The organism is Mycolicibacter sp. MU0102 (genome assembly GCF_963378105.1).
Classification (GTDB): Bacteria; Actinomycetota; Actinomycetes; order Mycobacteriales; family Mycobacteriaceae; genus Mycobacterium; species Mycobacterium holstebronense.
Window position 1 is genome coordinate 680,384 of sequence record NZ_OY726398.1, and the last position, 12,175, is coordinate 692,558.

Genomic DNA, 12,175 nt, shown 5'->3' on the forward strand with positions numbered 1-12,175 from the left:
GCCCTGCCGGTACGCGCAGACGTGTCCGGCCGTGGTGTGCCCGCGGTCGCGAATCGATCTTCCGCTGGTTTTCCTCTACCCATGCACCAGCCTCCCGGAAGTGACACGGCGCAGCGTCCCGTCTGGTTCAGTGTCGCGCGTGCGGGACGGCCGCGGTAGAGGCTTTTAGGTGGTGGTGACCAGCGTCAGCTGCCAGGCCTGCAGCCACGGCTTGATCAGCTGCGCGACGGAGGACTCTTGCGGGTTGTCGCAGGCCGCCTCGGGATCCTCACCGTCGGAATCCACGGTGAGGATGCCGACCGCTTCGGCGGTGCCGTCCGGGCGCATCCGGTAGGCGGGGCCACCGGCGTCGCCGCAGGTGGTAGTCGCGCTGAACCTGACCTTGCCCTTTTCGCTGGCAGATACCGAACCGCACATCGGCTCGCCGCTGCGGACTCCTAAATGACAGAGTGTGTCGCCGATGTCGACGCGCTCGGCCACGCCGCTCACCGGATGCCCATCGACCTCGGAGGTCAACGGGAACTTGTCGGGGTCGTCCAAGGTGATCAGGCCGATGTTGTTGCCATCCTTGCCGTCGTAGACGCTCTCGGTGAAGGCGCCGACGGTGGGGTAGAGGGCACCGTTGTGGATGGACACCGTGCCGGAGCCTCCCGGCTTGTTGCAGTGCCCCGCCGACAGCAGTCCCGGCCGGCCGTCCTTGCTGCGTACCAGGAAACCCGCGGTGCAGCTGGTGGCCTCGGAGCTGCCGGTAGAGGACACATTGATGCCGACCCCGGGACCGATCGCCTCGGCCGGCGGCTGCGGGATGAGCTGCTGCACTGGCTGAGCACGGCTGACCCAGACCATGCCCGCCAGGACTGTGAGTACGCCGGCCGCGATGGACAGGCGCTTGAGCAGGGTTTTGGGCGGGGGTCGTCGGAAGGCGGCCATTTAGGCGAGGGTACCGAGGGTGGGGGAGTGTGCGGGTGGGGCGGTTACGCGGAGGGCGAACAAGGGGACGTTGTGAACGGCGTCATCGGCCCTCTACGCCGAGCCCTGACCGATCGCTGATCATCCCGACGCCGGATTCCGTCCGGGCCTGCCGCAGTTGCGGTCACGTATGAACACAGCGCTGAAGCGGCGGGCGACGTAGTGTGCAACGCGCTACGCGGGGTCGGAGTAGTGGACCACCGTAGTCGGTCGTGGCCGCTAATCTCCGTCGCATGGACACCGGCGTCTACGAATCCCTGCTCACCGAGCAGTTGACGGCGCAGCTCGCGCGCCGCACCGACCTGCTCGGCGATTTTGGCACCGTCGACGAAGCCGAGCACTCATTGACTATCGCCCGCTACCTCGCGCCTATCATCGAACGGTCCCTGCACGCGGCGCGCACCGTCGAAGACCGCGTGGCCCTGACCCACCGCATCCTGGACGTACTACCCGACACCTACACCGACGGTGCCGCACTCCATGCGGGCGAGCCAAGCAAGATCATTCGCCTCGACGAAGTTCGACGGGCAACGGCGCTGAGCGCCACCAGACTCCCACGTCCAGCCACCCCGTTCTCCGACGCCGCGCTAATGACTAATGGCCGTGGTGAGCCGACCCTGGCTGCCGAGCTGCGCGCTGAGCTGGCCAGTGCCGACCAGGTGGATCTGCTGTGCGCCTTCGTCAAATGGCAGGGCCTGCGCCTACTGGAGAAGGAACTGACGGAGCTGCGCGAGCGGAACATCCCGCTGCGCGTCATCACCACCACCTATCTCGGCGCTACCGACGCCCGCGCCCTGGACGCGCTGGTGACCGAGTTCGGCGCCGAGGTCCGGGTCAACTACGACACCGCCATCACCCGCCTGCACGCCAAGGCGTGGTTGATGCGGCGCAACACCGGCTTCCACACCGCCTATGTCGGCTCCAGCAACCTGTCGCACGCCGCCCTGGTAGACGGGCTCGAATGGAACGTGCGCCTCTCGGCAATCGGCACCCCGCACCTGTTGGAGAAATTTCGGGCCACCTTCGACTCCTACTGGGAAAACCGTGATTTCGAGCCGTACCGGCCCGGCCAAGACGGCGAACGGCTCCGCCAAGCCCTGCAGACCGCATCCGGGGAGCCCAAGCGCGATTCGCTGGCGGTTACCTTGTCCGGTCTGGAAGTGCGACCGAAACCTTTTCAAGCCGAGATGCTGGAACAACTCGATGCTGAACGCACCCTGCACGATCGGCACCGCAACCTGATCGTGGCCGCTACCGGAACTGGCAAGACCGTGATGGCCGCGCTGGACTACCGCCGGCTGGCTCGCGACATCCACAGTCGCGACCTCACCCTGCTGTTCGTAGCTCACCGCAAGGAAATCCTCGGGCAGGCACAACGCATGTACCGCGAGGTCCTCACCGACGCCACCTTCGGCGAACTCCTCGTCGACGGCCAGCAGCCGACCAAGTGGCGGCATGTGTTCGCCAGCATCCAATCGTTGGCGGCGAGCCGGTTGGCTGGCATCGATCCCGATCACTTCGACGTCGTCGTGGTCGACGAATTTCACCACGCAGAAGCCGCTTCCTATCAACGACTGCTCGATCATGTACAGCCGATCGAGTTGCTGGGTCTCACCGCCACCCCGGAGCGTGCCGACGGTGCGGACGTGCGCGCCTTTTTCGACGGCCGCATCGCTGCTGAACTGCGCCTCTGGGAGGCGCTGGAACAAAACCTGCTCTGCCCGTTCCACTACTTCGGGATTCACGACGGCACTGACTTGGAAACGGTCCAGTGGAAGCGCGGGGGCTATGACCTCGCCGCACTGAGCAGCGTTTACACCGCCAATGACGCCCGCACGCGCATCGTGTTAAAGCAACTGCGCGACAAGGTTGGAGACGTTGCAGCGATGCGCGCGTTGGGATTCTGTGTCAGTATCGACCACGCCCACTACATGGCGCAGTGTTTTAACGATGCCGGGATCCCGGCCTTGGCGGTCTCGGGCGAGACATCCGCAGATGAGCGTCGCGCTGCCCTTGCCGCGCTGCGCAACCGCGAGATCAACATCGTCTTCGCCGTCGACTTGTTCAACGAGGGGTTGGACATCCCCGAGGTCGACACCGTGCTGTTTTTGCGCCCTACTGAGAGCGCTACTGTCTTCCTGCAGCAATTGGGTCGCGGACTACGACTTACCCACGGCAAGACAGTGCTGACCGCGCTGGATTTCGTCGGTCACCAGCGCCGAGAGTTCCGCTTCGACCAACGCTTCCGCGCCCTGACCGGTACGGCTGGCAAGGCGCTGCAGCATCAGGTTGAGCAAGGCTTTCCGTTCCTGCCATCTGGCAGCCAGATCGTGCTCGACCAAGTCGCCCAGAAACTGGTGCTGGACAACATCAAACAACAGGTTGCGCCTCGCTGGTCGGCGTTGCTCTCCGAAGTTCGGACACACCCGGATGACCGGCTCGCGGGCTACCTCAACGAGTACGGCCGGAGCCTGCCCGACGTCGTGAAGAACAACCGGTCTTGGACCACACTCTGCCGTGAGGCCGGCAAACTATCCGCCGACGCCGGTCCCCGCGAAACGGAACTGGTCAAACGAGTCCGTGCTCTCGCACACGCCGATGATCGGCTGCGCTGGCAGACGTATCAGGCCATCCTTGATGGAACCGTCGACCTGAGCGGCCCGATCCAGCGACGACTAGCTGCGATGCTGTTCTACTCGCTGTTCCCCAACGGAGGCGGGTTCGCTGATATCGCAACCGGGTTCGATGCCCTGGTCGGAGAGCCTGTTGTCGACGAGATGCGCCAGGTCATTGATATGGCCTTCTATACCGCCCGGCGCACCACCTACGATATGGGTCGCCTCGTCCCGTCGCTGGCTGAGGTTCCGCTGCAGGTGCACGCCACCTACTCGCGCGAGGAGATTCTCGCTGCGTTGGACTACGCGTCGCAGAACCGCACCCCGAGCACCATGCGTGAGGGTGTCGTTTGGCGCCGGGATCTCAACACCGATGCCTTCCTGATCACGCTGAAGAAATCCGAGACTGACTACTCGCCGACTACCATGTACCGCGACTTTGCCCTCAGTGACCAGTTATTTCACTGGGAGTCCCAATCAACCACCTCGGTGGCCTCCCCGACCGGGCAGCGTTATATCCACCACCGCGAAAACGGCTCGCATATCCTGCTGTTCGTGCGCGCTGCGAAAACCAACGCGCTCGGTGCCGCGCCCTATGTATTCCTTGGCCCGGCTGACTACGTTTCGCACGAGGGGGAGAAGCCGATGGCGATCACCTGGCAATTACGCCAGCAGATGCCGGCTGAAATTTTCCAGGCGTCGAGCGTGGCGGTGGCGTAGGTCTACCGCCATACACTCACTCGCCGGTAGAACCATCTGATCGAGCCGGCAATAGTGCGTTGCCAGCTGCCTACATCCTCGGGCCGGTGTCGCGATGCGCCGCGCCCAGCCCACCAACACCCACCCGAATCCACCACTGCGGGTGGCTAATGTCCAAACGCGCGCTCTGCTGGTAGCCCTCCCACGTCGGAACCCCCGGCGCCTGGCCGCGGTAGATCCCCCGCGCGGCGGCGACCACCCGCTCGAATTGGGTCGGCCAGCTGATGTCGGAGGCGATCTGCTCGAGCACCGCGCGGTCCCGTCCGAGCACCCGGTCCACGATCTGCAGCGACGGCAAGGCGTGCCGCTTGTCGCCATTACACCGCGGGCAGGCCAACACCAGGTTGGCCAACCCATCGATGCCGACCAGTGACCACGGCAATACATGGTCGATCGGATTGTCGGCCCGTAACGCACTGTCGCAGTAGAAGCATCGTGCTCCAAACACATCTTTAAACGGTTCGCGCACTGCGGCCATCGAGATCCGTCCTCGCCCGAACAGGTGGCCGCTTACGTCCGGTACGTCAGCATCGAGGAACTTGTTCATCCGGCGCACATCGTCGACCCACATGATCTCCAGTGCGGGTTTGAGCAGCCCGGCCAACCGCGCCAAGGCGTAAGCGACGCCGGGCTTGAGTTCGACGGCGTCACCGTGAGCACGCAGCGCGGCCCGGGAGATATGGTCGTGCAGAAACGAGTCGTCGTAGAGGAACCGGTCACCGGCGGCGCCGCCGGGCAGATGCTGCAAACGGTGCAAGGGTTGTTGGGCCAAACACAGGGTGATGTCGTCGATCGCTGCGCGGTAGGGCTGCGGGGCGCGTTCCATCGTGACCGCGAGTGCCGAACCGCTATGGCCGGCGCCGGACTCCTCACGAAACCTTGTGGTGGCGGCGAGGATCCGTGCGCGCGGCTGTGTCGACTGACGAAGTTCGTGGCCGTCGAAGGGCCGCACTTGCCGCCAGTAGATCTCCAGGACGCGGTGCGCCAGGTCGGGGATCGGCACCGTCAGCGGTGCGTCCGGCTCATCGGGGAGGTGCTCGATGCAGTGCTCGATCAGCGCCGTGATGGTGGCGAGTTTGTAGGTCGCGGTCCGCAGGCCGGTCTCCAGAATCGCGACCACCCGCTGGCCGAGCAGTAGCGGGTCGATCAGCCCGTCAGCCACCGCAGGTCCTGGTACCGGTGCGACGTCGAGCCGGCTGCGCTGTCTGGGCACCGGCGATAGGACGACACGAAACGCAGTATGGCAGGAAGGGGCGATGCCCACTGGCAAGCTGGTGCGGGCCAAGCAGGCGCGAAACGCGGCCCAGAAGGTCGTCGGCGTATCGGTAGATGAACACCGCGTTCCCGCGCCCCGCTATCCCCCAAGTACCCCGCCCTCACCCCTGCGACCATGTACCGATGACCGCAACACTCGTCGCCAAGAACATCGCAGGCGGCTTCGCGCACCGCACCCTGTTCGAGGGCGTTGACCTCACCGTGGCGCCGGGCGACGTCGTCGGCGTCGTGGGCGCCAACGGCGCCGGCAAGAGCACCCTGTTGCGGATCCTGGCCGGCGATCTGGAGCCGCTCGAGGGTGCGGTCAACATCGCTCCGGCCGATGCGTTCGTCGGTTGGCTGCCGCAGGAGCACGAGCGGGTCGAAGGGGAGACCGTCGCCGCCTACATCGCTCGCCGGACCGGCTGCGCACAGGCGGCGCAGGCCATGGACGCCGCGGCCGCCGCCTTGGCCGATCCGGATCTGGCTCCCGCGCATACCGATCCGGCCGAGGCCTACTCCATCGCGCTGGACCATTGGCTTGTCACCGGCGCGGCGGACCTCGACGACCGGCTACCGGCAGTGCTGGCCGACCTCGGACTGGACTCCGAGGCGGTGCAGCCCGAGTCGACGCTGATGACCGGCTTGTCGGGTGGCCAAGCCGCCCGGGTGGGCTTGGCCGCGCTGATGCTGTCGCGGTTCGACATCGTCCTGCTCGATGAGCCGACCAACGATCTTGACCTGGACGGATTGGCTCGGCTGGAGCAGTTCGTCCGTGATCTTCGTGGCGGGGTGGTGCTGGTCAGCCACGATCGGGAGTTCCTGGCCCGCAGCGTCACTCGGGTCCTGGAATTGGATCTGGCGCAGAACACCACGACCGTCTTCGGCGGCGGATACGACAGCTATCTCGAGGAACGCGAGATCAACCGCCGGCACCGCCGTGACCAGTACGAGGAGTTCGCCGAGAAGAAGGCCGACCTGGTCGCGCGCGCCCGCGTCCAGCGGGAATGGTCCAGTCAGGGCGTCCGTAACGCCATACGTAAGGCCCCGGACAACGACAAGATCCGCCGCCGCGCCGCCACCGAGTCCAGCGAGAAGCAGGCGCAGAAGGTGCGTCAGATGGAGAGCCGGATCGCCCGCCTGGAGGAGGTCGTCGAACCCCGTAAGGAATGGACGCTGCAGTTCACCATCGGGGAGGCACCACGGTCGAGTTCGGTGGTTGCGACGCTCGACAATGCGGTGGTGCGGCAAGGCGATTACGTCCTCGGACCGGTGTCGCTGCAGGTGGATGCCGGCGAGCGGATCGGCATCGTGGGCCCCAACGGGGCGGGAAAGTCGACGTTGCTGCGCCTGCTACTCGGCCGTCAGCAGCCTGACGCGGGCCGCGCAAGCCTGGGCGCCAGCGTCGCCATCGGTGAGATCGACCAGGCGCGCGCCGATTTCACCGGCCCCGCCCGGCTGGTCGATCGCTTCGAGCAACGGGTCCCGGACTGGTCGACCGCCGACGTGCGAACCCTGCTGGCGAAGTTCGGGCTGACCGCCGACCACGTGGAGCGCGCGGTCGACGACCTTTCGCCCGGGGAGCGCACTCGCGCCGGCCTGGCGTTGCTGCAGGCCTGCGGCACGAACGTGCTGGTCCTCGACGAACCGACGAATCATCTCGATCTGCCCGCGATCGAACAGCTTGAGCAGGCGCTGGACACCTACGACGGCGCGCTGTTGTTGGTGACTCACGACCGCCGGATGTTGCAGAACGTCCGGTTGGACCGCACGTGGCGGGTCGAAGCCGGGGGTGTTACCGAGCTGTAGGCGGGAGGGCGTTGCCGCGCTCATGGAGTGGTTGCCGATGTCAGCAGCGACACCCCTGAAGCGTCTACGTTGATCACCCCCAGAGTGAGCAGATCGGCGCGGCGACAACGCGATCGGCAAGCGGATAACGGCGAGGCCCGGAGTGCAACACCGCACCGCCGAGGAATCGCTCGCCTAGCTCATCGCGGAGCCAGCACAGGTGCTTGGCATCGTCAGCACTTGGCCCGCTACTGGACTTGATCTCGAATCCAAACACGGAGCCGTCGGCGTACTCAACGACGATGTCGACCTCGTGGCGACCTTGTTCGGAGCGCAGGTGATACAGGGTGGGTTCTGTTTCGCTCACGGCAGCGTCGGCACGCAGTTGCGCCATGACGAAGGTATCCAACAAGCGTCCCAGCAGGTCGCCGTCGCGGCGGACGCCCGCGAGGTCAAGACGGAGCTGCGCTGCAACGATGCCTGGGTCGAGGACGTATCTTTTCGGGGTCCGCACCAGCCGCTTGAGTCGATTAGTCCACCACGCCGGCACTTCCTCGATCACCAGCAGATTGGTGAGCAGCCGGTCGTAGGCCAGTGCGGTCTTCCGATCTACACCGGCGCTTTCGTAGATGGTTTGGGCAGCAACGACACCCGCAGTGTTCAAACACAGCGCATGGAAGTAGCGGCGCAGCCGTATCGGGTCGCGACCGTGCTCGACCGTCTCGGCATCCCGCGTGAGCAACTGATCGACGTAGGCTCGAAGCCATTGGCGGCGAAGCCGATCCGAGGCGGCCAGCACCGCATCGGGAAACCCAGACCGCAACGCACGCGCGATGTACTCGTTGAGGACGGGTGACTCCTCGGAGGTTGGCAAACCATCGACGCCGTGGGCCGGGAGCCGATCGAGTAGTGATCCCGTGGTGCAGTCACCATGGATCTCACGCTCGGTCATCCCATACATTTGCACCCGCAACGCGCGGCCGGTCAGTGGCCACCCCGAACTCTCCAGATCGGAGCGCACCGATCCGGTGATCAGGAAACTGCCGGACCCCGGGCGTGCGTCGACCGCCCGCTTCACGGCGGCCAGAATCGCGGGTGCCAGCTGCCACTCGTCGAGCAGCACGGGCCGTGCAACGTCCAACGCGCCATCGGGATCAGCGCGAACCGCCGCAGCTTCTGCTTCGCGGTCGAGCCGAACAATGGTGCGAGCGTGTCGGGCTGCCGTTGTCGTCTTCCCGCATGCTCGTGGTCCCACCACCAGCACAGCGGGAAAGCCGGCCAGCAGCTCGGCGATCATTGAATCGACCATCCGGGGTACATACGGCGTGGTCATGCCGGGAGAGTACCAGTTATCGGGCGCTGATTCCCGATATTACGCAGCTTCTAGTACCGGTTTACCGCAGCTCTTGATACCGATATTCCGCGCTGGGCGTGGCAGAGATCTGGCACGCGGCCGCATCGCCGTGGCGTTCCCTCGTGCCGATACGGAAGCTGGCCGTAGCGGCGGCGAGTTTGACGGGACTGGCATTTTCCTTAGAGATATGATGTGGTGTAGACCACGTTGGAATCGTAGATGTGATGCACACCACAGGAGATAGGGCGATGACCACTTTTCTGAGCGGCTTGGCTGCCACCGCTGCCACCGCGACCGTCGGCGCCGGCATGATGGGTCACGCCACCCTGGCGTTGTGTGTGGGCCTGGTGTCGGCCGCCTTCTTCGCCGGCCAAATCTGCTGATTCACGAGATGGGCACGCTTTCCCGCGCGTGACCTACCGGCAGCCATAGGCCGCCGGCATATATCCGATGCCCCGCCGTGGTGTGAGGCGCCGACAACTATCGTCGAGCGATGACACCCGAGGAGCGGCTGACCGCGCTCGAACAGATCGAGGCGATCAAAGCCCTCAAGCACCGCTACTTCCGGGCCTGCGACGCCAAAGACCCCGAGACCTTCCGGGCCTGCTTCATCGCCCGCGGTGCCGACATCCACTACGGACCGCTGGGCGGGTTCGACGACGCCGACCAGATCGCAGAGGTCTTCACCCGGATCGCGCTGCACAAGGTGGACGGCAAACCGGCGATCCTGGACATGCACCACGGCATGCACCCCGACATCACCATCACCGGCCCCGGCACAGCCACCGGACGATGGACGCTGAAATTCCGCCAGCTCAACATGATTGAGCGCACCGAACGCCTGCTCACCGGCGAATACGACGACGACTACGTGATCGAGGACGGCGCCTGGAAAATGGCCCGCAGCCACTTCCGCCAGCTCTGGGTGATCACCCGACCGCTCGGCGACGACACGATTGTGGAGGCCTAGAGATGACCACCCGCATCGCCTTGGTCACCGGCGCCAGCCGCAGCGTCGGCAAGGGCATCGCGTTGGCGCTCGGCTCGCACGGCTGGACCGTCTACGTCACCGCGCGGCATCAGGGCCCGCTGGACGAGACCGCCCAAAGCATCACCGAACGCGGCGGGCGCGGCATCGCCGTGCAGTGCGACCACCGCGACGACGACCAGATCGCCGCGCTGTTCGCCCGCATCGCCGACGAGCAGAACGGCCGGCTGGATCTGCTGGTCAACAACGTCTGGGCGGCACCCAAGGGGTTCGGTGGATTCGCCGAGAAGTTCTGGCAGCGCCCCCTATCGGACTGGGACACCCTGATCGGGGTGGGCCTGCGCGCCCACTACGTCGCCTCGGTGCACGCCGCGCAGCTGATGGTCCCGCGCGGTGCCGGCCTGATCGCCAACATCTCCTCGTTCGGAACCCGCGGGCACCTGCACTCGGTGCTCTACGGCATGTCCAAGGCCGGGCTGGACAAGATGGCCGCCGACATGGCCGTCGAACTGACCGGAACCGGGGTGAGCGCGGTATCGCTGTGGCCCGGACTGGTGAAAAACGAAGTCATGCAGGGCTTTATGGCCCGTGGCCTGGACAACTTCCAAGGCTTCCCGCTGGCCAACGCCGAAACCCCGGAGTTCATCGGCCGCGTCGTCGCCGCCCTGGCCAATGACCCCGACCTAGCCGCCCGCAGCGGCCACACCCTGATCACCGCCGAGACCGCGCTCGACTACGGCATCACCGACCTCGAGGGAAACCAGCCGGACTCGCACCGCGAACTGTTCGGCGGCGGGCCGCTGTACTGACCGGCTACCAATTACTCGGCGCGTAATCCTTGAGGAAGCACCCGTACAGATCTTCGCCGGCTTCCCCGCGCACGATCGGGTCGTAGACCCGGGCGGCGCCGTCGACCAGATCCAGCGGGGCGTGGAAGCCCTCCTCGGCCAGGCGCAGCTTGGTGGGATGCGGGCGCTCATCGGTGATCCAGCCGGTGTCCACCGCGGTCATCAGAATGCGATCGTTCTCCAGCATCTCGCCGGCGCTGGTGCGGGTCAGCATGTTCAGCGCTGCCTTGGCCATGTTGGTGTGCGGGTGGCCCGGACCCTTGTAGCGACGGCTGAACTGTCCCTCCATCGCCGACACATTCACCACGTACTTACGGCGGGCGGGAGCCGCCGCCATGGCGGGCCGAAGCCGGCTCACCAGGATGAACGGCGCGGTTTGGTTGCACAGCTGCACCTCGAGCAGCTCCAAGGCGTCGACCTCGTGCACCCGCTGGGTCCAGCTGTTGATCGGGGCGGTGTCGGGCAACAGCCCGCCCGCGTCGATCGCGGTACCGGCGGCGATCCGCTCCGGCGACGCGCTGCGGGCGGTCAGGGCCAGTTCGGTCAGTGCGTGCGGTGTCTGGTGCTCGGCGAGGCTACCGGCCAGGGCCGCCGGGTGGGCGTCGCTGACGTGGTCGAAGGTGATCACGTCCACCAGCTCGCCTGCGGGGGTGCGCTCGGCCTCGACCAGGGCGGCATACGAGCCGGGTGCGCGCCGCACCGTCTGTGCCGCGTTGTTGATCAGGATGTCCAACGGGCCCTGGGCGGCCACCGTGTCCGCCAGCGCGACGACCTGCGCCGGGTCACGCAGGTCAATACCCACCACCTGCAAGCGATGCAGCCAGTCGGCGCTGTCGGGCATCGCGGCGAAGCGCCGTACCGCATCGTTGGGGAACCGGGTGGTGATGGTGGTGTGCGCGCCGTCGCGCAGCAGCCGCAGCGCGATGTACATGCCGATCTTGGCGCGCCCGCCGGTGAGCAGGGCGCGTCGTCCGGTGAGGTCGGTGCGAGCATCACGCTTGGCCCGGCTCATGGCGGCGCAGCCCGGGCAGAGTTGGTGGTAGAACGCGTCGACCTGCGTGTAGTGGGTCTTGCAGATGTAGCAGGCCCGCGAGCGCAACAGCGTGCCCGCCGACGCCCCGACGGCGGCAGACACCAGCGGAATGCCCTGCGTCTCGTCATCGATGCGGCCCGGTGCTCCGGTGGCCGTGGCGGCGATGACGGCCTGGTCGGCGGCGGCCACCGCGTCGCGTCGGGCGGTCCGGCGGGCCTTCTTGACCGCCTTGAACATGCGGGCGGTGGCCCGGCGCACTGCGACGGCGTCGGGGTGCTCGGCCGGCAGCGAGTCGATCTCGGACAACACCTGCAGGCAGGTCGCGAGTTTCTCCGGGTCGATGACGGTCACGCCTGGTAAGGGTACGGCCCCGTAACGACCGGCAAAAACACGACAGACCCACGAACAGGGTCAAGGTAGTGCCACGCGGCCAGATCGTCAGGTAATCTAACGACCGTTCTACGCGCGGAACTCAGGTTCCGTATGGGTTGGCGACAGGTTTTCTTCGCCTGAATTGGGCGTTGCGCGAGCCGGGTTGCCCCGTCTGGATCTGATCGACCCGAACGA

At 66.1% G+C, this 12,175-nt stretch carries 9 protein-coding genes; 5 read left to right on the forward strand and 4 right to left on the reverse strand.

Going from position 1 to position 12,175, the window contains the following annotated elements; all coding sequences use genetic code 11:
• Positions 1–165 precede the first annotated feature (165 nt).
• Positions 166–930 (reverse strand): chymotrypsin family serine protease, encoded by a 765-nt coding sequence (locus RCP37_RS03230; RefSeq protein ID WP_308485588.1) that lies wholly within the window; start codon positions 928–930, stop codon positions 166–168.
• 272 nt (positions 931–1,202) lie between these two features.
• On the opposite strand from RCP37_RS03230, the gene RCP37_RS03235 reads away from it, so the two are divergent.
• On the forward strand, positions 1,203–4,304 hold the full coding sequence (locus RCP37_RS03235; protein ID WP_308485589.1) for a DEAD/DEAH box helicase: 3,102 nt from the start codon (positions 1,203–1,205) through the stop codon (positions 4,302–4,304).
• Positions 4,305–4,374: 70 nt separating this feature from the next.
• Here the strand turns inward: RCP37_RS03235 and RCP37_RS03240 are convergent, their stop codons facing one another.
• Positions 4,375–5,505: an HNH endonuclease gene (locus tag RCP37_RS03240; RefSeq protein WP_308485590.1), complete on the reverse strand. Its 1,131-nt coding sequence runs from the start codon at positions 5,503–5,505 to the stop codon at positions 4,375–4,377.
• A 236-nt stretch (positions 5,506–5,741) separates the two neighbouring features.
• On the opposite strand from RCP37_RS03240, the gene RCP37_RS03245 reads away from it, so the two are divergent.
• Positions 5,742–7,406: an ABC-F family ATP-binding cassette domain-containing protein gene (locus RCP37_RS03245; protein ID WP_308485591.1), complete on the forward strand. Its 1,665-nt coding sequence runs from the start codon at positions 5,742–5,744 to the stop codon at positions 7,404–7,406.
• Between the two features lie 73 nt (positions 7,407–7,479).
• Here the strand turns inward: RCP37_RS03245 and RCP37_RS03250 are convergent, their stop codons facing one another.
• Positions 7,480–8,718, reverse strand: a complete 1,239-nt coding sequence (locus RCP37_RS03250) for an ATP-binding protein (RefSeq protein ID WP_065038899.1) — start codon at positions 8,716–8,718, stop codon at positions 7,480–7,482.
• A 269-nt stretch (positions 8,719–8,987) separates the two neighbouring features.
• Here RCP37_RS03250 and RCP37_RS03255 point away from each other — a divergent pair, with 269 nt between their 5' ends.
• The 3 genes from RCP37_RS03255 (at position 8,988) to RCP37_RS03265 (ending at position 10,536) form a co-directional block, all read left to right on the forward strand.
• Positions 8,988–9,122, forward strand: a complete 135-nt coding sequence (locus RCP37_RS03255; protein ID WP_268811455.1) for a hypothetical protein — start codon at positions 8,988–8,990, stop codon at positions 9,120–9,122.
• Between the two features lie 110 nt (positions 9,123–9,232).
• Positions 9,233–9,709, forward strand: a complete 477-nt coding sequence (locus RCP37_RS03260; RefSeq protein ID WP_308485592.1) for a nuclear transport factor 2 family protein — start codon at positions 9,233–9,235, stop codon at positions 9,707–9,709.
• A 2-nt stretch (positions 9,710–9,711) separates the two neighbouring features.
• Complete coding sequence (locus RCP37_RS03265) at positions 9,712–10,536, forward strand: SDR family NAD(P)-dependent oxidoreductase (RefSeq protein WP_065038901.1); 825 nt, start codon at positions 9,712–9,714, stop codon at positions 10,534–10,536.
• Positions 10,537–10,540: 4 nt separating this feature from the next.
• Here the strand turns inward: RCP37_RS03265 and RCP37_RS03270 are convergent, their stop codons facing one another.
• Positions 10,541–11,959 carry an SDR family NAD(P)-dependent oxidoreductase gene (locus RCP37_RS03270; RefSeq protein ID WP_308485593.1) on the reverse strand — a complete coding sequence of 473 codons (1,419 nt, stop codon included), beginning with the start codon at positions 11,957–11,959 and terminating at the stop codon, positions 10,541–10,543.
• Positions 11,960–12,175: the final 216 nt, after the last annotated feature.